The 23686-nt window shown below is 67.1% G+C and carries 21 protein-coding genes, 1 tRNA gene and 1 other RNA gene; 10 read left to right on the top strand and 13 right to left on the bottom strand.

All coding sequences use genetic code 11. From position 1 onward, the window contains the following. Positions 1 to 75 precede the first annotated feature (75 nt). Complete coding sequence (locus BAU07_RS20275) at positions 76 to 843, top strand: crotonase/enoyl-CoA hydratase family protein (RefSeq protein ID WP_066661632.1); 768 nt, start codon at positions 76 to 78, stop codon at positions 841 to 843. Between the two features lie 72 nt (positions 844 to 915). After that, complete coding sequence (locus BAU07_RS20270; RefSeq protein ID WP_066661630.1) at positions 916 to 2439, top strand: fumarate hydratase; 1524 nt, start codon at positions 916 to 918, stop codon at positions 2437 to 2439. Positions 2440 to 2624: 185 nt separating this feature from the next. Here BAU07_RS20270 and BAU07_RS20265 read toward each other — a convergent pair whose 3' ends face one another. The 4 genes from BAU07_RS20265 to hda form a co-directional block, all read right to left on the bottom strand. Then, positions 2625 to 3143 (bottom strand): 2-amino-4-hydroxy-6-hydroxymethyldihydropteridine diphosphokinase, encoded by a 519-nt coding sequence (locus BAU07_RS20265; RefSeq protein WP_066661628.1) that lies wholly within the window; start codon positions 3141 to 3143, stop codon positions 2625 to 2627. A 72-nt stretch (positions 3144 to 3215) separates the two neighbouring features. Further along, positions 3216 to 4574, bottom strand: a complete 1359-nt coding sequence (pcnB, locus tag BAU07_RS20260) for a polynucleotide adenylyltransferase PcnB (RefSeq protein ID WP_066661626.1) — start codon at positions 4572 to 4574, stop codon at positions 3216 to 3218. A 5-nt stretch (positions 4575 to 4579) separates the two neighbouring features. After that, positions 4580 to 5278 (bottom strand): HAD family hydrolase, encoded by a 699-nt coding sequence (locus BAU07_RS20255; protein ID WP_066661620.1) that lies wholly within the window; start codon positions 5276 to 5278, stop codon positions 4580 to 4582. Continuing rightward, complete coding sequence (hda, locus tag BAU07_RS20250; protein ID WP_066661618.1) at positions 5275 to 5976, bottom strand: DnaA regulatory inactivator Hda; 702 nt, start codon at positions 5974 to 5976, stop codon at positions 5275 to 5277. Before hda ends, BAU07_RS20255 begins: the two co-directional genes overlap by 4 nt. Before the next feature lie 158 nt (positions 5977 to 6134). Between hda and purM the strand changes: the two genes are divergently transcribed. Then, complete coding sequence (purM, locus tag BAU07_RS20245; RefSeq protein WP_066661616.1) at positions 6135 to 7184, top strand: phosphoribosylformylglycinamidine cyclo-ligase; 1050 nt, start codon at positions 6135 to 6137, stop codon at positions 7182 to 7184. On the opposite strand, the gene miaA is transcribed toward purM, so the two are convergent. Both miaA and mutL read right to left on the bottom strand, forming a co-directional pair. Further along, the gene (gene miaA / locus BAU07_RS20240; protein WP_066661608.1) at positions 7181 to 8170 is read right to left on the bottom strand and encodes a tRNA (adenosine(37)-N6)-dimethylallyltransferase MiaA; all 990 of its coding nucleotides are present in this window, start codon (positions 8168 to 8170) and stop codon (positions 7181 to 7183) included. The genes purM and miaA overlap by 4 nt on opposite strands. Positions 8171 to 8194: 24 nt before the next feature. Continuing rightward, positions 8195 to 10153 (bottom strand): DNA mismatch repair endonuclease MutL, encoded by a 1959-nt coding sequence (gene mutL / locus BAU07_RS20235; RefSeq protein ID WP_066661603.1) that lies wholly within the window; start codon positions 10151 to 10153, stop codon positions 8195 to 8197. 96 nt (positions 10154 to 10249) lie between these two features. On the opposite strand from mutL, the gene BAU07_RS20230 reads away from it, so the two are divergent. Next, entirely contained in the window at positions 10250 to 10906 is a 657-nt protein-coding gene (locus BAU07_RS20230; RefSeq protein WP_066661601.1) for a VTT domain-containing protein, read from the top strand. Positions 10907 to 10936: 30 nt separating this feature from the next. Here the strand turns inward: BAU07_RS20230 and BAU07_RS20225 are convergent, their stop codons facing one another. Both BAU07_RS20225 and tsaE read right to left on the bottom strand, forming a co-directional pair. Continuing rightward, positions 10937 to 12316 (bottom strand): N-acetylmuramoyl-L-alanine amidase, encoded by a 1380-nt coding sequence (locus BAU07_RS20225; protein WP_066661599.1) that lies wholly within the window; start codon positions 12314 to 12316, stop codon positions 10937 to 10939. After that, positions 12247 to 12780, bottom strand: a complete 534-nt coding sequence (tsaE, locus tag BAU07_RS20220; RefSeq protein ID WP_066661597.1) for a tRNA (adenosine(37)-N6)-threonylcarbamoyltransferase complex ATPase subunit type 1 TsaE — start codon at positions 12778 to 12780, stop codon at positions 12247 to 12249. Before tsaE ends, BAU07_RS20225 begins: the two co-directional genes overlap by 70 nt. Positions 12781 to 12913: 133 nt before the next feature. Here tsaE and fumC point away from each other — a divergent pair, with 133 nt between their 5' ends. The 3 genes from fumC to ybaK all read left to right on the top strand — a co-directional run bounded on the left by fumC (position 12914) and on the right by ybaK (position 16113). Continuing rightward, positions 12914 to 14311 carry a class II fumarate hydratase gene (gene fumC / locus BAU07_RS20215; protein WP_066661594.1) on the top strand — a complete coding sequence of 466 codons (1398 nt, stop codon included), beginning with the start codon at positions 12914 to 12916 and terminating at the stop codon, positions 14309 to 14311. A gap of 250 nt (positions 14312 to 14561) precedes the next feature. Then, positions 14562 to 15545 carry a tripartite tricarboxylate transporter substrate binding protein BugE gene (locus BAU07_RS20210; RefSeq protein WP_066661591.1) on the top strand — a complete coding sequence of 328 codons (984 nt, stop codon included), beginning with the start codon at positions 14562 to 14564 and terminating at the stop codon, positions 15543 to 15545. A gap of 76 nt (positions 15546 to 15621) precedes the next feature. Continuing rightward, a complete protein-coding gene (gene ybaK, locus BAU07_RS20205; protein WP_066661589.1) occupies positions 15622 to 16113 on the top strand; it encodes a Cys-tRNA(Pro) deacylase in 492 nt (163 codons plus the stop codon). Positions 16114 to 16350: 237 nt separating this feature from the next. Here ybaK and BAU07_RS20200 read toward each other — a convergent pair whose 3' ends face one another. Then, entirely contained in the window at positions 16351 to 17316 is a 966-nt protein-coding gene (locus tag BAU07_RS20200) for a GlxA family transcriptional regulator (RefSeq protein WP_066661587.1), read from the bottom strand. A 122-nt stretch (positions 17317 to 17438) separates the two neighbouring features. On the opposite strand from BAU07_RS20200, the gene BAU07_RS20195 reads away from it, so the two are divergent. After that, a complete protein-coding gene (locus tag BAU07_RS20195; RefSeq protein WP_066661584.1) occupies positions 17439 to 18080 on the top strand; it encodes an HD domain-containing protein in 642 nt (213 codons plus the stop codon). A gap of 182 nt (positions 18081 to 18262) precedes the next feature. Here the strand turns inward: BAU07_RS20195 and pbpG are convergent, their stop codons facing one another. The 4 genes from pbpG to vapB form a co-directional block, all read right to left on the bottom strand. Next, complete coding sequence (gene pbpG / locus BAU07_RS20190; protein ID WP_066661581.1) at positions 18263 to 19438, bottom strand: D-alanyl-D-alanine endopeptidase; 1176 nt, start codon at positions 19436 to 19438, stop codon at positions 18263 to 18265. A 440-nt stretch (positions 19439 to 19878) separates the two neighbouring features. Further along, positions 19879 to 19953: transfer RNA gene (locus BAU07_RS20185), tRNA-Arg, on the bottom strand. 144 nt (positions 19954 to 20097) lie between these two features. Next, a complete protein-coding gene (locus BAU07_RS20180) occupies positions 20098 to 20499 on the bottom strand; it encodes a type II toxin-antitoxin system VapC family toxin (protein WP_066661579.1) in 402 nt (133 codons plus the stop codon). Next, the gene (gene vapB, locus BAU07_RS20175; protein WP_066661572.1) at positions 20499 to 20735 is read right to left on the bottom strand and encodes a type II toxin-antitoxin system VapB family antitoxin; all 237 of its coding nucleotides are present in this window, start codon (positions 20733 to 20735) and stop codon (positions 20499 to 20501) included. The genes BAU07_RS20180 and vapB overlap by 1 nt, the downstream gene beginning before the upstream one ends. A 222-nt stretch (positions 20736 to 20957) precedes the next feature. Here vapB and ffs point away from each other — a divergent pair. Further along, an RNA gene (gene ffs, locus BAU07_RS20170) (signal recognition particle sRNA small type) lies at positions 20958 to 21055 on the top strand. A gap of 126 nt (positions 21056 to 21181) precedes the next feature. Next, the gene (dnaX, locus tag BAU07_RS20165; RefSeq protein WP_066661570.1) at positions 21182 to 23665 is read left to right on the top strand and encodes a DNA polymerase III subunit gamma/tau; all 2484 of its coding nucleotides are present in this window, start codon (positions 21182 to 21184) and stop codon (positions 23663 to 23665) included. Positions 23666 to 23686 lie beyond the last annotated feature (21 nt).

Raw genomic sequence — 23686 nt, 5'->3', positions numbered from 1 at the left:
ATTCCATCTTCCCGCGGTCCGCGCCGGCCTCCATGCCGCGCGCCCGGCTTCCTCCAACGTGAAAGGACACAGACCATGGCCGACCTCATCAAGGTTGAACTCGTCGACGGCATCCAGACCATCACCATCAACCGTCCCGACGCCCGCAATGCGATCAACCTGGAGACCGCGCAGGCCATGGCCGCGGCGCTGGATGAGCTGGACAACAATCCGGCCGCCCGTATCGGCATCCTGACCGGCGCCAACAATACGTTTTCCTCCGGCATGGACCTGAAGGCCTTCGCGCAGAGCGGCCAACGTCCGCTGATCCCGGGCCGCGGCTTTGCCGGGCTGAACGAAGCGCCGCCCAAAAAGCCGCTGATCGCCGCGGTGGAAGGGTATGCCCTGGCCGGGGGCTGCGAAATGGCGCTGGCCTGCGACCTGATCGTCGCGGCCCGCAATGCCAACTTCGGCTTGCCCGAGGTCAAGCGCGGGCTGGTGGCGGGCTCCGGTGGCATGCTGCGCCTGCCGCGCCGCCTGCCGTACCACATTGCCATGGAAGTCATCCTGACGGGCGATATGCTGACGGCCGAGCGCGCCCATGCCTATGGGCTGGTCAACCGCCTGGCCGAACCGGGCCAGGCCCTGGAAGGCGCGATGGCGCTGGCGCGCGCCATCGTGGAGAACGGCCCGTTGGCGGTCCAGACGGCCAAGAGCGTGGTCGCGCAGGCGGTGGACTGGGAGCAGGACGGCATGTTCGACCGCCAGCGGCCGTTGATCGCCCACATCTTCACGTCCGCCGACGCCAAGGAAGGCGCCACCGCCTTCGCGGAAAAGCGCAAGCCGGTCTGGCAGGGAAAATAGCCGGGCCCGCCTATACTTCGCCCGCCGACATCCCGCCGGCCGCCATCGTCCACCCCTTACCGCAAGCTCGTCATGACCGTCATCATCAAGGAAGAAGATTTCATCCAGTCCATCGCGGATGGCATCCAGTTCATCAGCTATTACCATCCGGTGGACTACATCCGCCACCTGGCGCGCGCCTACGAGCGCGAGGAAAGCCCGGCCGCGCGCGATGCCATCGCGCAGATACTGACCAATTCCCGGATGTGCGCGGAAGGCAAGCGCCCGCTGTGCCAGGACACCGGGATCGTCAATGTGTTCCTGAAGATCGGCATGAACGTGCGCTTCGACAGCGCACGCAGCCTGCAGGAGCTCTGTGACGAAGGCGTGCGGCGCGGGTATCTGAACGCCGACAACCCGCTGCGCGCCTCGGTGCTGGCCGACCCGCTGTTCGCGCGTCGCAACACCAAGGACAACACGCCCTGTATCGTGAATGTGGAGCTGGTGCCCGGCGACAGGATCGACGTGCAACTGGCTTCCAAGGGCGGCGGCTCCGAGAACAAATCCAAGTTCGCCATGCTCAATCCCAGCGATTCGCTGGTCGACTGGGTGCTGAAGACCGTGCCGACCATGGGGGCGGGCTGGTGCCCGCCCGGCATGCTGGGCATCGGCGTCGGCGGCACCGCGGAAAAGGCCATGCTGATGGCCAAGCAGTCGCTCATGGACGACATCGACATGTACGAGCTGCTGCAGCGCGGTCCGCAGAACAAGCTGGAAGAACTGCGCATCGAGCTGTACGAAAAGGTCAACGCACTGGGTATCGGCGCCCAAGGGCTGGGCGGCCTGACGACCGTGCTGGACATCAAGATCGCCACCTTCCCCACCCATGCGGCATCGCTGCCCGTGGCGATGATCCCCAATTGCGCGGCCACGCGCCATGCACATTTCGAACTGGATGGCAGCGGTCCCGCGCAGCTGACGCCTCCGGCCTTGTCGGAATGGCCGGAGGTCCGTTGGGCGCCGGACTACAACAAGTCGAAGCAGGTGGATCTCGACACCTTGACCAAGGAAGAAGTCGCCAGCTGGAAGCCGGGCCAGACCCTGCTGCTGTCGGGCAAGATGCTGACCGGCCGCGATGCCGCGCACAAGCGCATCCAGGACATGCTGGCCAAGGGTGAACCGCTGCCCGTGGACTTCGCCAATCGCGTCATCTACTACGTGGGTCCCGTGGATCCCGTGCGCGACGAGGTGGTCGGCCCCGCCGGCCCCACGACTTCCACCCGCATGGACAAGTTCACCGACATGATGCTGGACAAGACGGGCCTGATCGCCATGATCGGCAAGTCCGAGCGCGGCCCGGTCGCGATCGAGGCGATCCGCAAGCACCAATCGGCATACCTGATGGCGGTCGGCGGCGCGGCCTACCTCGTGTCCAAGGCCATACGCGCCGCCAAGGTACTGGCCTTTGCGGACCTGGGCATGGAAGCCATCTACGAGTTCGAGGTGAAGGACATGCCCGTGACGGTGGCGGTGGATGCCCAGGGCACCTCCGTGCACACCACGGGTCCGCGCGAGTGGCAAGCCAGGATCGGCAAGATCCCGGTCGCGGTGGCCTGAGGCTCCGGAACGGGCTGCACGCCGCGGCGGGTGAACCCGGCGGCGTGCGGCGCGCGGTGCGTCATGTGGGCGTGCGCTGCGTGAGGCGCGCTGCGTGAGGTGAACGGCCTCAGGTTCGCCGTGCGACGTGCGCTGTAGGGCATGCGGCGCGTATTCGGGGCGCATACCGCGGCGCGGTCGTGTACTCAGTCGTCGTCGAGCCGCGCGATGGCCTGGTCGCCGCAGCGGGCGAGCAGCCCCTGCAGGGTCGCGCCGTCGAGCCGCAAGCCGGGCTCCAGGTCGCGCAGCGGCATCAGCACGAATGCGCGTTCCGCCATGCGCGGGTGCGGCAGCGTCAGTCGCGCTGTGTCCAGGCGCAGGTCGCCGTACAACAGCAGGTCCAGATCGAGCGTGCGTGGCGCGTTGCGGTGAGGCCGGTCGCGGCCATGCCGGTGCTCGATCGTTTGCAGCGCGTCCAGGACGGCCAGGGGCGGCAGGAGGGTCTGCACGCGCGCGACCGCATTGACGAAATCCGGGCCGCTGGCCTGCACGGGAGCCGAACGATAGAACGGCGACGCCACGCAGGCCGTGATGCCCGGGACCGCCGCCAGTTCGCGCAGCGCGGCGCGCAAGGTCGCCGCGCTATCGCCCAGGTTCGCGCCCAGGCCGACGTACGCCACGGCAAGGACGGGCGGCACGGACGTGGAGACGGTGTCGGTGGCCATGGCGCGATATCCTGCCTGTCGGTCTATTGCCTGTTGCCTGTTGCTGGCTGCCTGGGGTGGCCGGCCCGCGGCCTACTCGTCGCCGCCCGGCGCCACGGTGGCCGGATTGGGACGGCGGCGCGAGCGCCGTCGGCGCGGCGGGGCGTCCTCGCCCTTGGGACGCGGCGCGCGCGAGGCTTCGTCGATCATCTGCGCGCGGGCGATTTCGTCGCCGTTGGCCAGGTCCATCCACCACTGCGCCAGTACGCTGTCGAATTCGCCGGCCGCGGCGCGCAGTTGCAGGAAGTCGCAGGCCGCCCGGAAGCGCGGCTGTTCCAACATCCGATAGATCGTTTTGCCGGCGCGCCGCTCGAAGCGAGGCTGCATGAACCAGATTTCCCGCATGTCGGCGGAGAACCGACGCTGGATGGCCAGCTTTTCCGTCTGCTCGTCCAGCACCGAATCGGCGGCCTGGATCAATGCGGGAATCGGCTGTTCACCCTGCTTGCAGAGGTCGCGCCAGCGCACTTCCACCTGTTGCCACAGCAGCGCGGCGAACAGGAAGCTGGGGCTGATGGTCTTGCCCGCCCGTACGCGGGCATCGGTGCGCTCCAGGGCCAGTTCCACGAAATGCTCGCCCTGCGGCTGCTCCAGCACCACATCCAGCAAGGGCAGTACCCCGTGATGCAGCCCTTGCGCACGCAGTTGGCGCAGGCAGTCCATGGCATGGCCGCAGGTCAACAGCTTCAACATTTCGTCGAACAGGCGCGAAGCCGGAACGTTCTCGATCAGGCTCGCCATGGCGCTGATCGGCGCGCGCGTGTCGGGGTCGATGGTGCCGTTCAGCTTGGCCGCGAAGCGGACCGCGCGCAGCATGCGCACCGGGTCCTCGCGATAGCGTTGCGCCGGATCGCCGATCATCCGCACGACGCGCTTCTTCAGGTCGGCCACCCCATTGTGGTAGTCGATGACTACTTCCGTCAGCGGATCGTAGTACAGGGCGTTCATCGTGAAATCGCGCCGCGCCGCGTCTTCTTCGTGGCTGCCGAAGACGTTGTCGCGCAGGATGCGCCCGTGTTCATCCGTTTCCTGTCCGCCGCTGGCCGGGGCGCGGAAGGTGGACGTCTCGATGATCTCCTGACCGAAGACCACGTGCACCAGCTGGAAGCGCCGGCCGATGATGCGCGCGCGCCGGAACAGCGGGCGGATTTCCTCGGGCGTGGCGTTGGTGGCGACGTCGAAGTCCTTGGGCTCGATGCCGACGATCAGGTCGCGTACGGCGCCGCCGACGATATAGGCGTCGTAGCCCGCCTGGCGCAGGACTTCGCAGACTTTGATGGCGTGCCGCGAAACGTTGCGGCGATCAATGCCGTGGCGATCCTGGGAGATGCGCTGCGGGCCGCGCGCCGGGAACAACCGGGCGACGAATTTTTTTATGGTTTCGGTGATCATCGAATTCAGGACTTCGCATCTTCCATGTGGGCAAACAGCTCCAGCACTTGCCATCCGCGCGTTTGCGCGATGTCGCGCAGCGCGGGACTGGGATTGGTGGCGACGGGCCGGGAGACCACATCGAGCAGCGGCACGTCGTTGATCGAGTCGCTATAAAAGAACGTTTCGGAGAAATCCGCAAGGTCCAGGCCCATATCGCGCAGCCATTCGTGCACGCGTACGACCTTGCCTTCCTTGAAGCTGGGTGTGCCGGCGATGCGTCCGGTATAGCGGCCCGCCACGTATTCGGGCACGGTGGCGATCAGGTGCGGCACGCCGAAGGCGCGGGCGATGGGCGCGGTGACGAAATGGTTGGTGGCCGTGACCACGGCGCACAGGTCGCCGGCATGCAGGTGGTCCTGCACCAGGCGCACGGCCGCCAGGCTGATCGACGGACGGATCACCTCCGCCATGTATTCCTCGTGCCAGGCCGCCAGGTCGAAGGGGGTATGCGCGGCCAGCAATCCCAGCATGAATTCGGCCGACTGCTCCGCGGTGAGCTCGCCGCGGTTGTAGCGCGCCATCAGGTCTTCGTTGCGGGCCCGCGCTTCGTCGGGGTCGCCCGCGCGGCCCGTGCGGGCCAGGAAATCCGCCCACTGGTAATCGCTGTCCAGGGGCAGCAAGGTGTGGTCGAGATCGAAGAGGGCAAGGCGTGCGGCAGTCATGACGTAGGGGTATCCGGGTCCGCCAGCATGGTACGCAGCAGCGGAATGGTCAGGGGCCGGCGGGTGGCCAGGGAATAGCGATCCAGCGCATCCAGCAGGGCGGACAGGCGGCCCATGTCGCGCACGTAATGGGTGAGCATCCAGCTGATGACTTCCGGCGCCAGCTGCAGGCCTCGTTCGGTCGCCTGCGCGGCCAGCGCGGCCAGTTTGTCGTCATCCGACAGTGGATCGAGCCGGAAGACCAGGTCCCAGCCCAGCCGGGTCCGAAGGTCCTCGCGCAGCGGCATCGCCAGCGGCGCGCGGTCTCCCGCGACGGCGAGGGCGAAGGCATGGCCCGTCGCCGCGGACTCGCGCCAGCGATTGTACAAGGCAAACAGCGCCGCCTGTCCCGCCTCGTCCATGCGGTGCAGGTCGTCCACGGCCACGATGGCCGGCATGGGGTCGGTCGGCGCCGTCTGCGCCAGCGTGGCCAACTCCGCATGCGCGGCCTGTGCGCCGACGTAGCGGCCGCCGTGCTGGTGCGCGATGGCGTGCAGCAGGTGGCTGCGACCGCACCCGGAAGGGCCCCACAGGTATAGCGCCCGGCCGGGAGCCATCTGGCGCGCCGCTTCCAACGCCTGCCCATTGGGCCCGGCGATGTAGTTGCCCAGCGTAGGCGCGGGCGCGGGAAGCACGTCTAGCAACAGCTGGCGATTCATGGGCAGGACAGGGCCCGGCCGTCCGTCCGCCGCAGGGCTGGCACGGGGCGGCGGGGCCGTCTTCCGGCCGCGCGGCGAAGAAATGGTGGGCTCATCGTAAAATCCGGTAGGCTGACTGAAAAAATCCCGCAATTCTTACATACCCCACGGTTTTTCTCATGACAAATCAACCTTCCGCCCCGTTGACCTACCGCGACGCCGGCGTCGATATCGACGCGGGCGACGCCCTGGTCGACCGCATCAAGCCGCTGGCGGCCCGCACCATGCGGCCTGGCGTGCTGGCAGGCATAGGCGGCTTCGGCGCCTTGTTCGAGGTTCCCGGGAAATACCGCGAACCCGTGCTGGTATCCGGCACGGACGGCGTGGGCACCAAGCTCAAGCTGGCCTTCGAGTGGCAGCGCCACGATACCGTAGGGATAGACCTGGTGGCCATGAGCGTCAACGATATCCTCGTCCAGGGCGCCGAACCGCTGTTCTTCCTGGATTACTTCGCCTGCGGGAAGCTGTCCGTCGATACCGCGGCCGCGGTCGTCGGCGGTATTGCCCGCGGCTGCGAACTGGCGGGGTGCGCCCTCATCGGCGGGGAAACGGCGGAAATGCCCGGCATGTACCCGGACGGCGAATACGACCTGGCCGGGTTCGCCGTGGGCGCGGTGGAAAAGTCCGCCATCATCGATGGCAAGTCCATCCGGCCGGGCGACGCCATCCTGGGCCTGGCCTCCAGCGGTGCGCATTCGAACGGCTATTCGCTGGTGCGCAAGATCCTGGAGCGGGCCGGCGCGCGTCCCGATCAGGACTTCCACGGACAACCGCTGGTCGATGCCGTCATGGCCCCGACGCGCATCTACGTCAAGCCGGTGCTGGCCGCGCTGGCCGCGCATGGCGGCGCCATCAAGGGGCTGGCGCACATCACCGGCGGAGGCCTCGTCGAGAACGTGCCCCGCATCCTGCAGGATGACGTCGCCGCGACCTTGCATCGCGATGCCTGGCAGTGGCCGGCGCTGTTCGGCTGGCTGCAGCAGCAGGGCGGCGTGGCCGATGCGGAAATGCATCGTGTCTTCAACTGCGGTATCGGCATGGTGATCGTCGTCGACGCCGCCCAGGCGGATGCCGTTGCCGCGACGCTGCGCGAGCACGGTGAAACTGTCAGCCGTATCGGCGAGGTCGTCGCCCGCCAGGGCGACGCGCCGCAGACCGTGGTGCGCTAGGCCGGCCAGGCCAGCCCGGGCCCAGGCCCGGTCGCGCCCGGCGCTTGCAGGACGCCGGCGCATGCGTCGATCACGCGTGCGACGGCATCCGCCGCCAGGCAATCCACGACAAGGCGCTGCGGCTGGGCACGCAGCCACGTCAATTGGCGTTTGGCGAGCTGGCGGGTTGCCGCGATACCGCTGGCGCGTGCGTCGGCCAGATCGGTCTCGCCCGCCAGGTACGCCCAGATCTGCCGGTAGCCCACGCAGCGTATCGACGGCAGGCCTGGATGCAGGTCGCCGCGCCGGCGCAAGCCCATGACTTCGTCGACCAGTCCCCGCGCCAGCATGGCATCGAAACGGCTGGCGATGCGCTCGTGCAGCGCGAGGCGGTCCGTGGGCTCCAGGCTGATGGTCACATAGCGCTGCGCGTCCGTGTCGGTGGGCCGCTGCGCGGCGGCCTGTCGCAGCAATGAGGACATCGGCCGGCCGCTCACCATGCACACTTCCAGCGCCCGCTGGACGCGCTGGCTGTCGTTGGGCTTCAGGCGCGCCGCGGTGTCGGGATCGAGCCGGGCCAGTTCCGCGTGCATCGCGGGCCACCCGATGCGGGCGGCCCGGGCTTCGAGCGACGCGCGCAGCGCCGGATCGGCGGACGGCAGGTCGTCGAGTCCTTCTCGCAGCGCCTTGAAATACAGCATCGTTCCGCCGGCCAGCAGCGGTATACGGCCACGGCTGCGAATGTCGTCGACCAGGCGCTGTGCATCGGCGCGAAACTCGGCGGCCGAATAGGACTGCGCCGGATCCCGGATGTCCAGCAGGTGCTGGGCGACGCGGCTGCGTTCGGCGGTGGTGGGCTTGGCGGTGCCGATATCCATGCCACGATAGATGGTCGCCGAGTCCACGTTGACCACTTCGATGGGCCAGCGTTCGGCCAGCGCCAGGGTGGCGGCGCTCTTGCCGGCGGCCGTGGGCCCGGTCAGGCAAATGATGGGGGGGGCGGTCATGCGGTGGGGGCGGGCCGTTTTGGGCTATTGGCCGCGCAGGAAGAGCCTGTCCAGTTCGGTGATGGACCATTGCACCCAGGTGGGGCGGCCATGGTTGCATTGGTCGGCCCGTTCGGTGGCTTCCATGCGCCGCAGCAAGGCGTTCATCTCTTCCAGGGTCAGCCGGCGGTTGGCGCGCACGGACCCATGGCAAGCCATCGTGGAAAGCAGTTCGTTGCGTTGTTCCGTCAGCAGGCGGGACACGCCGACCGTGGCCAGATCGCGCAGCACCGCGCGCGCCAGGGCTTCCACGTCGCCGCGCGCGAGCAGCGCCGGCACCGACCGTACCGCGATGGAGCCCGGGCCGGCCGGGCGCATGCGAAAGCCCAGGTCCTCGAGCTGCGCCTCGCATTCCTCCACCAGGGCCACATCCTTCTCCTGGGCATGGAAAACCACCGGCACCAACAGGTCCTGGCGCGGCATGCTGCGCGCGTCCAGTGCGGCTTTCAGCTGCTCGTACACCACGCGTTCGTGGGCCGCGTGCATGTCCACCAGGACCAGGCCGCGGGCGTTTTGCGCCAGGATGTAGATGCCGTGCAGTTGTCCCAGCGCCATGCCCAAAGGGTGGTCGTCGTCGGCCGCCAGCGTGGCCGCGCCGACCGCGGGTTCGCGCAGGAGGGTGGCCGCTGTAATGCTGTCGGCCTCCGTGCCATCGTTGCGCGCCCGGTTATCGCCCGGTTCCGTCGCGAGCGGCCGGTACAGGCTTTGCCAATCCACGCGCTGTCCGGCGCGCAAGGCGGTGTCGGCGCTGTGCAGCCGGAACGGCATCTGGGTATGGGCGCGAGGAGCAGAAGCCGTGTACGCCGGCCCGGCCTGCAAGCCGTGGCCACCGCTCCAGGCCCCCCGTTCCGTGCCCGCAGTCACTGCGGTCGGAAGTGGTTGCGGCTGCGGCGACTCCGCACCGGCGTAGCCCGCCGAGCCTGCCGCCACGGCGGATTCGCCGGGCAGGCGTTGCCCGCCGGTCTGCGCGAGCGCATCCGACACGGCCTGCGCCACGAAGCGGTGCACCGCGCCGCTGTCGCGAAAGCGCACCTCGTGCTTGGCCGGATGAACGTTGACGTCCACGGCTGCCGGATCGATGTTCAGGAAAAGGACATAGGCAGGTTGCCGATCGCCGTGCAGGACGTCGGCATAGGCGCTGCGCAAGGCGTGGCTGACCGTACGGTCGCGCACGAACCGGCCGTTGACATACAGGTATTGCCGATCGGCGCGGGCGCGCGCGGCCGTGGGCCGCGTGATCATGCCGGCCAGCGCGACCGGACCCACGGCCTGGTCGATCGGCAGGCCCTGGTCGGCGAACTCGGCGCCCAACACGTCGCGGATGCGCTGGGGCGGATCGGCCGGCAACCATTGGCGGTGGGCACGGTCATGGTGAAAAAGGCGGAAGGCGATGCCGGGGTGGGCCAGGGCGACCCGTTCCAGCGCGTCCAGGCAGTGGCCGAACTCCGTTGCTTCGGCGCGCAGGAACTTGCGCCGCGCCGGAACGGCATCGAACAGTTGCCGTACGTCGACCGTGGTACCCGGCGGACCCGATGCCGGGGTGGCGGGGCCGCCGCCCGCGTCGATCTGCCACGCATGGGCGGCCTCGCGCGTGCGGGAAATCAGCGTGAGCCGGGCGACCGAGGCGATGGATGCCAGGGCCTCACCCCGGAACCCCATGGAGGCCACGGCCTCCAGTTCGCCCAGGGTAGCGATTTTGCTGGTGGCATGGCGCCGCAAGGCCAGCGGCAATTCGTCCGGCGGGATGCCGCCGCCATCGTCGGTGACCGCGATGCGGCGGATGCCGCCTCCTTCCAGGCGCACCTCGATGGCGCGCGCGCCCGCATCGATGGCGTTTTCCAGCAGCTCCTTCAGGACGGAGGCGGGGCGCTCGATGACCTCGCCGGCGGCGATCTGGCTGATCAGCAGGTCGGGGAGGGCGGCGATGGGACGGCGATCGGACATGGGATAGGCACTCAGGGTTTGCGCTCGATTTTAGCCCCGCCGCCGTGTCGGCTATAGTCGCGGCCTGACCCAACTTCTTTTGCAGACTTCGCCGGCATGCTCGATCTTCTGAATATGGTGCTGCACATCGACCAGACACTGGGTATCTGGGTCGCCGAGTATGGAGCGTGGGTCTATCTGGTTCTTTTCCTGATCATATTCGGGGAAACCGGCTTCGTCGTCCTGCCGTTTCTTCCCGGCGATTCGCTGTTGTTCATAGCGGGGGCTTTCGGCGCTTCCGGCCATATCGACCCGATGTTGCTGGGCATCCTGCTGATCGTGGCGGCCACCACCGGCAACACAATGAACTACGCCATCGGCCGTTATATCGGGCCTCGCGTGTTCTCGATGAATGTACGGTTTCTGGATCGCTCCGCCTTGATGCGCACGCACGCGTTCTACGAGAAGCACGGCGGCAAGACCATCGTGCTGTCGCGCTTTATTCCACTGGTGCGGACCTTCGCGCCCTTCGTGGCCGGCGTCGCGGAAATGAGCGTGGCGCGTTTCCAGCTGTTCAACATCACGGGCGGCGTGCTGTGGGTGGGCAGCCTGGTGACCGCCGGCTACTTCTTCGGCAATATCCCGCTGGTCAAGGAGCACCTGAACCTGATCGTATTGATCGGATTGGGGGCGGCCATCCTGCCACTGGTGGTGGCAGGGGCGTGGAAGATCATCCGGCGCCACCCGGCGGTCGCCCGGTCACGCCGATCCTGACGCGATCGATAACCGCACGAGGACAAGACCTCAACTGACGTCGCCGACGCGGGCGAGCGGGGGATTGGTCGTCAGGTAGCGTTGGATGCCGTTGAACATGGCCAGCGCCAGTTTGTCCTGGTGCGAGTTCGATTTCAGCAGCGCCTCCTCGCTGGGGTTGCTGATGAACGCGGTTTCCACCAGGATCGACGGAATGTCGGGCGCCTTGAGCACCGCGAAACCGGCTTGTTCCACGCTGTCCTTGTGCAGGCGGTTGATCTTCTTGATCTCTTCCAGGAAGACCGATCCCAGCTTGAGCGAATCCTGGATCTGCGCCGTCGTCGACAGGTCCAGCAGTACCTTGGCGACCTGTTCGTCGTGCGCGCCAAGGTTCACGCCACCGATCAGGTCGGCGGCGTTTTCCTTGTTGGCCATCCAACGGGCCTGCGTGCTCGAAGCGCCGCGTTGCGACAGGGCGAAGACCGAAGAGCCGCTGGCGCTGGGCTTGATCCACGCATCCGCATGGATGGAGACGAACAGGTCGGCGCGCACGCGGCGCGCCTTCTGTACGCGCACATGCAGCGGCACGAAGTAATCGTCATCGCGCGTCAGGTAGGCGCGCATATTGGGCTGCGCGTCGATCAAGGCCTTCAGCCGATGCGCGATACGCAGCACCACGTCTTTCTCGCGCAGGCCTGTGCGGCCGCTGGCGCCGGGATCCTCCCCGCCATGTCCCGGATCCAGCGCGATCGTCAGCATGCGCTTGCGCCCGCCCAGCTTGGGCGTATCCGATGGCCGCGGCAGCGCCACCGCGGGCGGCGCGCTGGGCAGGGGGCTGGGCGCGGGAATCGTGGCCGTATTGGGGCCCGGCGGGTTGCGCGAGATGTCTTCGAGAATGCGAGCCAGCGGGTCGTCGACGTCCGGCCCCGGCGGTTTTTTCAGGATGGCCAGCAGCGGATCCTGCGCCACCTTGGGATACAGGTCCAGCACCAGGCGGTACTGGTAATCGGCCACGGGTTTCAGCGTAAAGATCTGCGGGGCGACGGCCTGCTTCAGATCGAACACCAGCCGGACCACGTTGGGCCGGTTCTGCGCGATACGCAGCGAACGGATATACGGATCGCCGTCGCGGATTTTCGCCGCCAGGTCGTTCAGCGAGCGGCTCATGGAAAGCCCTTCGATATCCACCACCAGGCGGTCGGGATTTTCCAGGGTGAATTGTTCGGCCTTCAGCTCGCTGTCCAGTTCCAGCGTGACGCGCGTGTATTCGTCCGCGGGCCAGGTTCGTACGGCCAGGATGGTCGCGGCATGCGCGAGGCGGGGAATGACGGGAAGGACCAGCAGCGTGGCTGCGGCGCCGATCAGGCGGCGCCGGGAGACGGCGCGCCGCGGGAAGGGGGCGCCTGGAGGGGGACAATCGCGTTCAGCCATAGTTGTCCTCGAGCGGTATGCGCAGCCAACGTGGCATCGCGTCCCTGGCCCGCATAAGCCAGGGAAATATGCAGGTCGGGCGGGGGCAAAAGCCCGGCCGCCCGCTCCGGCCATTCGATCAAAACGACCGCATCGTCCCGCAATAAATCGCGAAAGCCTGCGTCCAGCCACTCGCGCGGATCGCTAAATCTATAAAAATCAAAGTGATAGAAGTATAAGTTAGAAACTTTATAAGATTCAAGCAGCGCATAGCTGGGACTCTTGATCCGGCCCCTAATGCCGCTTTCGCGCAACAGGGCGCGCGCGAATGCCGTTTTGCCCGCGCCCAGGTCGCCGGATAGCTGGATATGCCCGCCCGCCGGCCCGCCGCCCGAACCGTTCAGCAGCGGGGCCAGTTGCCGCGCCAGCGCGTCGGTGGCGTGCTCGTCGGGCAAATGCAGGGCAAGGGTGCGCAAGGGGGACATGGCGCGGGCCGAGTGGTAAAAACAGAGGATTATAGGAAGCCGGCCCGCCGCCGCGCCTTGCTTTCGCCTGCCTCAACCTTCGGACCGTCGCCGCCGTGCGGCGCGGCCGTGTGCACAACGGAGCTGCATCGACATGAAGACCCGCATCGAGAAAGACACTTTCGGCCCCATCGAGGTCCCCGCCGACCATCTATGGGGCGCGCAGACCCAGCGGTCGCTGCAGTTCTTCGCGATCTCGACCGAAAAGATGCCGGTGCCTCTCATCGAAGCGATGGCGCGCCTGAAGAAGGCGGCGGCGCAGGTCAACGCCGAGCTGGGTGAACTGGACGGCGGGATCGCCAAGGTGATCGTCCAGGCGGCCGACGAGGTCATCGCCGGCAAGTGGCCGAACGAGTTTCCGCTGTCCGTCTGGCAGACCGGGTCGGGCACCCAGAGCAACATGAACATGAACGAGGTGCTCGCGAACCGGGCTTCGGAACTGCTGGGGGGCGAACGCGGCGAGGCCCGCAAGGTCCATCCGAACGACCACGTCAATCGTGGGCAATCTTCGAACGACACCTTTCCCACCGCCATGCACGTGGCGGCGGCGGTGCAGGTCGAACAGCACCTGCTGCCGGCGCTCAAGGGACTGCGCGCCACGCTGGCGGAGAAAAGCGCGGCCTTCTACGACATCGTCAAGATCGGCCGCACGCACCTGCAGGATGCGACGCCCTTGACCCTGGGCCAGGAGCTGTCGGGCCACGTCGCGCAACTCGATCTGGCGGAACAGCAGATACGCGCGGTGCTGCCCGGCCTGCACCAATTGGCCATCGGCGGCACGGCGGTGGGGACCGGGCTGAACGCGCACCCCGAATTCAGCGCGCGGGTGTCTGCCCAGCTGGCCCACGATACCGGCGCGGCCTTCGTATCGGCGCCCAACAAATTCCAGGCGCTCGCTTCGCATGAAGGCCTGCTGTTCGCCCACGGTGCATTGAAGACGCTGGCTGCCGGCCTGATCAAGCTGGCCAACGACGTGCGCTGGCTGGCCAGCGGGCCCCGCTCGGGCCTGGGCGAGATCAGCATCCCTGAAAACGAGCCGGGCAGTTCCATCATGCCGGGCAAGGTCAATCCGACGCAGTGCGAGGCGATCACCATGCTGGGCGCCCAGGTGCTGGGCAATGACGTGGCGATCAACATCGGCGGCGCAAGCGGCAACTTCGAACTGAACGTGTTCAAGCCGCTGGTCATCCATAACTTCCTGCAGTCGGTGCGCCTGCTTGCGGATGGAATGAACAGCTTCAATGCCCATTGCGCCCAGGGTATCGAACCCAACCGCGAACGCATCGCGGAACTGGTCGACCGTTCGCTGATGCTCGTCACGGCCTTGAATCCGCATATCGGCTACGACAAGGCCGCGCAGATCGCCAAGAAGGCGCACAAGGAAAACCTGTCGCTGAAGGAGGCGGCATTGCAACTGGGCCATGTGACCGAGGCGCAGTTCCAGGAATGGGTCGTGCCCGCCGACATGACCAACGCCAGGCGCAAGCCCTAGGGCGCCACCGCCCGCGCGACACGGCCCGGTGAAATGCAGGAGGGGCAGGTATGGGAAGCGGCGCTCTTTGCCGCCCACCACAAGCAGCTCCTGCTGAAGCGGAGCAGGCCCCAGTACCCGCTGTAAAAAAATGCTGCTATCCTGCGCGATCGTGCAGGAGCGCGCATCTCCCCATAAGGCGAGGACAAGCGCGCCCAGAATCAAATCAGCCCGCAACGGGCGGGTTGAAGAAACAGGAGGAACTACTTCGATGATGAAAATCCACACGCTGGCGGCCGCCATCGCACTGGGTGCCGGCACCCTGGCCGCATCCGCCCAGGCCGCCGATACCTTTCCGAGCCACGCCATCCGCGTGATCGTGCCGTTCGCTGCCGGCGGCTCCACGGATATCATTGCCCGCCTGGTGACGCAGCGCATGAGCCAGGAGCTCGGCCAGCCCATGGTGGTCGAGAATAAAGGCGGCGCCGGTGGCGCCATCGGGGCGGCGGAAGCCGCCAAGGCCGCACCGGACGGCTACACGCTGTCCATCGCCACGGTCTCCACCATGGCGGTGAACCCGGCCTGCCGGCCCAACGACCTGCCCTACGATCCGATCAAGGATTTCCAGCCCGTGACCAACTTCGCCAACACGGCGAACGTGGTGTCGGTGAATCCGAAGAAGATGCCCGTCAAGGACTTCAAGGAGTTCCTGGAAGTCCTGAAGAAGAACCCGGGCAAGTATTCGTACGGCAGTTCGGGTACCTGCGGCGTGCTGCACCTGATGGGCGAATCGTTCAAGCAGGCCACGGGCACCGACATGGTTCACGTGCCGTACAAGGGTTCCGGTCCGGCCCTGTCGGATGCCGTCGGCGGGCAGATCGAGGTTCTGTTCGACAACCTCCCTTCCTCCATGCCGCAGATCCAGGCCAAGGCCCTCAATGCGCTGGCGGTGGCATGGCCCAAGCGCATCGCGACGTTGCCTAACGTACCGACCTTCGCCGAAGTCGGCTATCCGGTGCTGAACCAGCCGGTGTGGTACGGCCTGCTGGCGCCCGCCGGCACGCCCATGGCGGTGGTCAACAAGCTGCGCGACGCTGCCGTCGTGGCCCTGAAGGACCCCAAGGTCATCAAGGCATTGGACGAGCAGGGTTCCGCCCCATCCGGCAATACGCCGGAAGAGTTCGCCAAGGAAATCAAGGACCAGTACGACTGGGCGCGTGAAGTGGTGAAGAAGGGCAACATCAAGCTGGAGTAGTCCGGCTCGAAGGGCCACGACAGGCCAGGCCCGCGCGGGCCTGGCCTTTTTTCATGGTCCGCGCCAGGTACGTCGCATGAGCAAATCCCGACACGTTTCCGAAACGCCGGCCACGCAGTGGCTCAAGCAGCACAAGGTGCCGTACACCGAGCACACCTACGACTACGTCGAGCACGGCGGCGCCGGCGAGGCCGCGCGGCAGCTCGCGCTGGACCCGCACGCCGTCGTCAAGACATTGGTGATGGAAGACGAGGCCGCGCGCCCGCTGATCGTGCTGATGCATGGCGACCGCGAGGTCTCGACGAAGAACCTGGCCCGCCAGGCCGGGCTGAAGAAGGTCACGCCGTGCCAGCCGGAGGTTGCGCAACGCCATTCGGGATACCAGGTCGGCGGAACATCGCCCTTCGGCACGCGCAAGCGCATGCCGGTCTGGGTCGAGGCCAGCGTCCTGGACTATCCCGTCGTGTATATCAACGGCGGGCGGCGCGGTTACCTGGTCGGTATCGCGCCCCACGTGCTGGTCGACCTGTTGCTGGCGCGCCCGGTATCGGTCGCCCTTGAGGCTTAGTTGCCGCGCGCGGGTCCGCGGCGAGGCCGGCCGCGGCGGCCCCACGCGGCCGCATAGTGGCCACATAGTGGCCGTGGCGTATCGACGCGACGCGGCCGAGGCGACGCCGCGCTCAGGCCGTACTGACGCTGCGCTCAGGCGGCACGCCGGCGGCACTCAGGGAGCGGTGGCAGCACTCCGGCGGTACTCAAGCAGCACTCGGACAGCATCCAGGAAGCACTTCGGCTGCACTCACGCTCAGGCCGCCGCGGACGCATGGCGGCGCCGATACTCCGCCGGCGTCACGCCCACATGCTTGAAGAATGTCCGCCGCAAGGTATCGGGGTTGGCGAAACCGCATTCGGCGGCGACCTGCTTGGGCGTGCGCGCGCCTTCTTCGAGCAGTGCCCGCGCGGCCGACACGCGCGCGGCTTCGACCCAGGCGGCCGGCGTGATGCCGATTTCCGAGCGGAACAGGCGGGCGAAGTGGCGTGGGCTCAGTCCCGCGTGCTGCGCCAGGCTGGAAACGTCGTGCCGCAGCCCGGGGTTGGCGGCGACCCACCGCTGCACTTCCTGAAGTACCGATCGTCCCGCGGGATGCGTTTCACCCTTGCGGCTGAACTGCAGTTGCCCGCCCGGCCGCTTGAAGAACATGACCAGCTTCGACGCGACGCTGCGCGCGATTTCCCGCCCGAGGTCCTCTTCCACCAGCGAAAGCGCCAAGTCCAGTCCGGCGGTTACGCCGGCGGCCGTGCGCAGCTTGCCATCCCGCACGTACAGCGCATCGGCGTCCACCGTGATCGACGGATAGGCCTGCACCAGGGCGTCGACCGCGGCCCAATGCGTGGTCAGGCGGCGTCCGTCCAGCAGGCCGGTCGCGGCCAGCGCGAAGGCCCCGGTGCACACGGAGCCGTAGCGCCGGGCGCGCACGGCATGGGTGCGCAGCCACGAGACCAGCCCTGGGGGCAGCTGCATGCTGGCCGCATTCGGCGCCCCGGCCACCAGCAGGGTGTCGAAGCGTTCCTGCGCTTCCCCCACCACCAGGTCCGGCAACAGCCTTACCCCGGATGAGCTGCGCAACGGCCCGGGCGCACAGCCCACGATGCGCATCGCGTAGCACTCGCGTCCCGCCTCGATATTCGCCTGCGCGAACACATCGACGGGCCCGGATACGTCAAGGAGCTGCACGCCCGGCAGCGCCAGCACCGCAATTGTTTTTGCCATTTCAGGGCTTCCTTCTGCCATGTCCCAATGACACGCGAAATGGCAGTATAAGGCGTATTACGCCGATTGATGCCAAGCGCCGCGGATCGCACAATGAAGCACACCCTTCTTGGAGCACCGACATGACTCTGAACATTGGCGGTATCGCCATTCCCGACAGCCAGCTCGCCCGCGAAATCACCGACCTGGTGCGCGACACCGAGTCCCCCCTGCTTTTCCACCATTCCAGCCGCGTGTACTACTTCGGCGCCTTGGCGGGCCAGCGCCGCGGCCTGAAATTCGACGCTGAATTGCTATATGCCGGCGCCATGTTCCACGACATGGGGCTGACCCATGCGCACAGCAGCGATCACCAGCGTTTCGAAGTGGATGGCGCCAACGCGGCGCGCGATTTCCTGCGCAGCCACGGCATTTCGCAACAGGACATCGACCTGGTATGGACGGCCATCGCACTGCATACCACGCCCGGCATTCCGGAACATATGCATCCCGTCGTTGCCCTGGTCACGGCCGGGGTCGAAATGGATGTGCTGGGTATCGACTACGCGGGCTTCAGCGAGGCCGACCGCGAGGCGGTCGTGCACGCCCATCCGCGCGGCGAGCATTTCAAGGAAAACATCATCCAGACGTTCTACGACGGCATCAAGCACAAGCCGCATACCACTTTCGGCAACGTCAAGGCGGATGTGCTGGCGGACAAGGATCCGCATTTCCATCGCGGCAACTTCTGCAGCGTCATCCGCCAGTCCGCCTGGCGCGGCTAAGCCGGTTGCCGCCATCTCGCCGCAAAGCGGGCGCGCGGCCTCGCCGAATGAAAACACCCCAAAGGTGGCAATGGCTGCCTTTGGGGTGCGGTTATGTGGCTTGCGGTGCGGTGCGGTGCTTCGTGGTGCGGGGGAAATCGCCGCATTCCGCCCAATGGGCGTGGCGAGCTCCCGCCACGGCCCTACAGCATTGCCACTTCGTTCTGCACGAATTTGCGGATACGCAGCGCATCCGCGATACGCGAATACTTCCCTTGCGCGTCCAGCAGCACGATGGCCAGGTCGCGGCCGTTGATGCGCGCCAGCATGACCAGGCATTCGCCCGCTTCGTTGATGAAGCCGGTCTTCGACACCTTGATATCCCAGTCGGCATTGCGCACCAGCGCATTCGTGTTGCGGAAGGTGCGCATATGGCCCTGGCCCATGTCGATGTCGTATTCCGTATCCGTGGTGTAGCGGTGGATCAGCGGCCGTTGCGAAGCCGCTCGCAACAGGCGTACCAGGTCACGCGGAGAGGAAACGTTCTCGCTGGACAGGCCGGTCGGTTCGACGAAGTGGGTATCCATCATGCCCAGTTCGCGCGCCTTGTCGTTCATGGCCTTGACGAAGGCCGGCATGCCGCCGGGATAGTAGCGGCCCAGCGCATGGGCCGCGCGATTCTCCGACGACATCAGTGCGACATGCAGCATGTCCGCGCGGCTCAGGCGCGTGCCTACCGGCAGGCGCGAAGCCGCATGCTTCAGACGATCGATATCGTCGTCCGACACCTCCAGCACTTCATCCATGGGCAGGTTGGCGTCCACGACAACCAGCGCGGTCATCAGCTTCGAAATGGAAGCGATGGGTCGGATGGTGGCTTCGTTCTTGGAGAACAGCACGGTGGACGTTTCCAGGTCCTGCACGTAGGCGACGCTGGAGCGCAGCGCGGCCGCCTGTGCGGACGGCGTGACCAGGTGCTCGGTGCTGCCGCTTTGGGTGGAAACCTTGCGCGCGGCGATGGAGGTGCGATGCACGACCTGCTTGGTCGACTTGCCCGACTTCACCGTGGTCTTGGCGACGACGTTCTTCTTCGTCGTGGCGCTGGTTTTGCCGCTGGAGGTCTTCTTGGCGACGGTCGTGGTCTTCGCCGAAGTCTTGGATACGGTGGTCTTGGCGCCTTCCTTGGCGACGCTGGTGCTCTTGCTCACCGTCGTCGTGGTCTTGGTCGCCTTGGTCTGGGTCGCCTTGCAAGCCGCCGATTTGGCGTTCACTTTGCAAGGATCGGAGGCCGCCCGGGCGCCGGGCGACACCAGTAGCGATGCCGCGAGCATCAGCGGGGCAACCGCTGTCACGACAGTACGTTTCGTAAAAAGCGCCATAGATAAAACGTCTTTGTCAGGGCAGGAAAGGCAGGGGATCGGCCTGCTCGCCGGAAAATTGAATCGAATTATAGGGTTAGGCCCACAATTTAAACAATCTTTTTAACGTGCCGAGCCGCGGGTAGCATACCGCGGGATGGACTCCTGTGGGGAGGGGCGGCGTCGCGCCGGTCACGGGCGCGACCAGGCGGCAGCGGAAATTCGAGCGGGTGCGCTCACTTTGGTTCCGGTGCGTTACAAACGGCTGCCGGTGCCGTCCTGCTGGCCGGGGCCTCATCGACGTGTCCGGAGGCGGCCGGCGATAGCTGGGACGTCGCAGAACGATTGCAACGCGGGAGCCGTCCGCATTCTGCCCTCAGGCGGCTTGGCGCGCTTCACGCATAGCGGAGGAGGGGGGAGGAAGTCCGGGCTGAGAGGCCGGCGGCCCCATGGGACGGGGTTGGCCTCGCCGGGTGGAATCGAACCACCAATTGACCCTTAGGAGGGGCCGGTTATATCCATTTAACTACGGCGAGTCGCTGTTTCGCGGGCGCGGCGCAGCTGCGCCAGGAAGGACCAAGATTCTAACACTGGGCCGCGCGCAGCTTTTTCGGCCGCCGTGCACCCTGGCCCTTGCCAGGACGCTCGGCACCTGCCGGCGCGGCGGCCTTCCTGTCCCCTCAGGCATGCAGCCAGTTCTCGATCCGGAGGCCGGGATAGGCGACGAAGTCACGCTCGTTATTGGTCACCAGCACCGCCTGCAACGCAATGGCATGTGAAGCGATCAGCTTGTCCAGGTGGTCTTTTTTTCGCTCCCGCGTGGCCATGCGGACCGGTCCGTAGGCGTGAGCGGCGTTGAGATCGAAGGGGGCCACGATGATAAGCGATGTCAGGACTTCGAGGTTATCCCGCTCCCGCGCGGGGTTGGCCGAAGCGGCCACACCATAATTCAGCTCCGCGAATGTGATTGCCGACATGACGACATCCCCGACGTAGCAGGCAGCGAAACGACGCGCGACCTGCTCGGGCTGATTCTTCATCAGGTAGATGCACATATTCGTGTCGAGCATGTAGCGCGGCATCAGATGTCCTCCCTCTCCGCCTGTTCCTGATCACCTCTTCCTTCCCTCATGAAGTCGGGCGAGAACCGCGCGAACAGGTCCAGAACACCGGCGAGCGAGCGGTTGGCTGGTCGGATGCGGAGCTCATCGCCTACGCGTTCGATTTCAAGCTCGAGATCCGTCCGGTCGTACGCGAGTTCCGCCGGGATGCGGACTGCCTGGGAGTTGCCGTTCCTGAAAACCTTGGTAAGTTGCATGGTATGGATCCCTGTGTGTACGTGTATGTACTTTAACAGAGGAAATGTGGAATGTACATCCCATGTGTGTACAATCTTAGTGAGTCGCGGGCTCAGACGCTCAATAAACCTCCTTCCAGCGTCCGAGCGCTACGCTGCTGCGAAGTACACGCAGTAGGCGGCACAAGGGCTGCGGAATCCAGCGTCCCGGTGCGTCCGGCCCGACCTGATAGAATGTTGCCTGGCGGGCCCCTTCGCATGGTCCGGCGGTGAATCTGGTCAGGTCGGGAACGAAGCAGCCATAGCCGTTTAGGGTCAGTGCCGGAGTAAGGCTCGCCTCTCGAAATTCGCCAGGGAAAGGACGGCGCGGTTGCCATGCACCGCTCCGTCCTTTTCCTTTCTGGCCTGCCTACGGGGCAGGCCGTGCCGGCGCTTCTCCGTGGGCCGGCAGGCTCTACAATCCGCGCATGACCTATCTCGTTTTGGCCCGCAAGTGGCGGCCCCGCTCGTTCGACACCCTGGTCGGGCAGGATCATGTGGTGCGCGCCCTCACGCATGCCCTGGATACCCAGCGGCTGCATCACGCGTGGCTCTTCACGGGCACGCGGGGCGTCGGCAAGACCACGCTGTCGCGCATCCTGGCCAAGTCGCTCAATTGCGAGACCGGAATCACCTCCAGGCCTTGCGGAGTGTGCCGGGCGTGCACCGAGATCGACGCCGGCCGTTTCGTCGATTACCTGGAGCTCGATGCCGCCTCGAACCGCGGCGTCGACGAGATGACGCAGTTGCTGGAGCAGGCGGTGTACTCGCCCGGCGCCGGCCGCTTCAAGGTCTACATGATCGACGAAGTGCACATGCTGACCGGGCATGCCTTCAACGCCATGTTGAAGACGCTGGAAGAGCCGCCGCCGCATGTGAAGTTCATCCTGGCGACCACCGATCCGCAGAAGATCCCGGTTACGGTGCTGTCGCGCTGCCTGCAGTTCAACCTGAAGCAGATGCCGCCCGACGCCATCGTCGGCCATCTTCGCCAGGTGCTGGGCGAGGAGCAACTGGCGTTCGAGGCGCCGGCGCTGCGCCTGATCGCCCAGGCTGCCTCGGGCTCGATGCGCGATGCCCTGTCCCTGACGGACCAGGCCATCGCGTATAGCGCCGGCAATCTGACCGAAGATGCCGTACGGGGCATGCTCGGCACGATCGACCAGCGCCACCTGGTGCGGCTGCTCGATGCGCTCGCCCTGGGTGACGCCCGCGCGGTATTGGCCGTGGCGGACGAGCTCGCCACGCGCGGTTTGTCGTACGCCGGCGCGCTGGCCGACCTGGCGGCATTGCTGTCGCGCGTGGCCATCGAGCAGCGCGTGGCCGGGGCCACGCCGCCGGAAGATCCGGTGGCCGCCGACATTGCCCGCCTGGCGCAGGGGCTGCACCCCGACGCCGTGCAGCTTTTCTATTCCGTGGCCGTGCATAGCCGTGGCGAACTGGCGCTGGCACCCGATGAATACGCCGGCTTCGTGATGGCCTGCCTGCGCATGCTGTCCTTGAGCGGCGAGGCCGGGCCGCAGACACTGCCCGCGATACCGGCCGCGGATGTCGGCTCCAAGGCTGCCACGGCCGCGACAGCGGCTGCAGCCGGCCCTGGCGCGACAACGCCCGCCATGGCGCACGCGGGCACACCGGACGTTGCCGGCGCGCATTCGCCTTCCCCGGCCGCCACACCCGGCGCCGCTGTCGCGGCCGGGACTTCCGCCGTGTCGACCTCCCCGGGTTCCGCCGCGCCGGACGGTTCCGCCACGACGGCGGCGCGGCCCGGGCCCGCGTCCGGCGCCGCAGCCCTGGCAGTGACGCCGCCCGCGGCGTTGTCGATTCCCGCGGACGCGCCAGCGGAGCGGGTGGGGCAGCCGGCCAGCAATGCGCTGTACCCCGCGGCGACCACACGCCCCGCAGCCCCCGCTGCACAGCCCGCTGCCCGCGCGATACAGGCGGCAGCGCCCACGGCCCAGCCTGGCGCCGGCGAGGCGCAAAAGGCGGCCACGGCCGAGCCGGCGCCTGCCTCCATTGCGCCATGGGACGATGTTCCACCGACCGGCGCACCCGGCGACACAGCCACCGTCACGGCCCCGCCGGCGGCCCATGTCGCCGCCGAAGGCCAGGCAAGCGCGTCCGTACGCCCGGCCGAACCGGTGGCGCCGCCGGATCGGGGCGGGGCAGGGGCCATGGATACACCCACCGTGGTCCCGGCCGCGGCGTCCAATGAACCGCCGGCTACCGCTGCGCCGGCCGCGCCGGCCAAGGAAGCGCCCGTTGCCGCCGCGCCGCAAGGCGTCGACCCCGATGCGCCGCCGTCCTGGGTGGATGAAGTCATCCCGGACGATGTGGAGGGAGGCTACCAGCCGCTGGCGACCGGCGACAGCCTGGACGACGGCTTCATCGCCAGTCCGGACGACGACGATTTCGAAACCGTGGCCCCCGCCCGGGCTGCCGAACCGGCGGCCACGCCGGTCCGCCGCGCGCCAGGCACGCGCAGCGCGAGCCGCCGTGGACCGCGCCTGGCCGATATGTCGGCCGCGACCTGGCCGGAACTGGCGGCGCGCTTGCCGGTGACCGGCCTGGCCGCCGAACTGGCCCGGCAGAGCGAATGGCTGGGCTCCCAGGGCGACACGGTGTCGTTGCGCGTGGCCGTGAAGACCTTGGCCGACAGCGCCAGCCGCGTGCGCCTGCAAACGGTGTTATGCGAGCATTTCGGCCTAAGCCTGAGGCTGGACGTGCAGGTGGGCGCCACGGGCGATGCCACGGCGCATGCCGTGGCCCAGCAGGTACGCGCGGAGCGCCAGCGCGCCGCCGAACAGGCCGCGCAGCAGGACCCCTTCGTACGTTCCTTGCTGGCGGACTTTGGCGGCCAGATCCTGCCCGGTTCCATACGTCACGTCGACCCGCCGGCGGCCACGCCGTAACCGGCGTCGACCGTCGACGCA

The organism is Bordetella flabilis, assembly GCF_001676725.1.
GTDB lineage: Bacteria > Pseudomonadota > Gammaproteobacteria > Burkholderiales > Burkholderiaceae_B > Bordetella_C > Bordetella_C flabilis.
The sequence above is the reverse complement of the archived record's forward strand: the minus strand, read 5'-3'. Positions and strand labels throughout refer to the sequence as shown.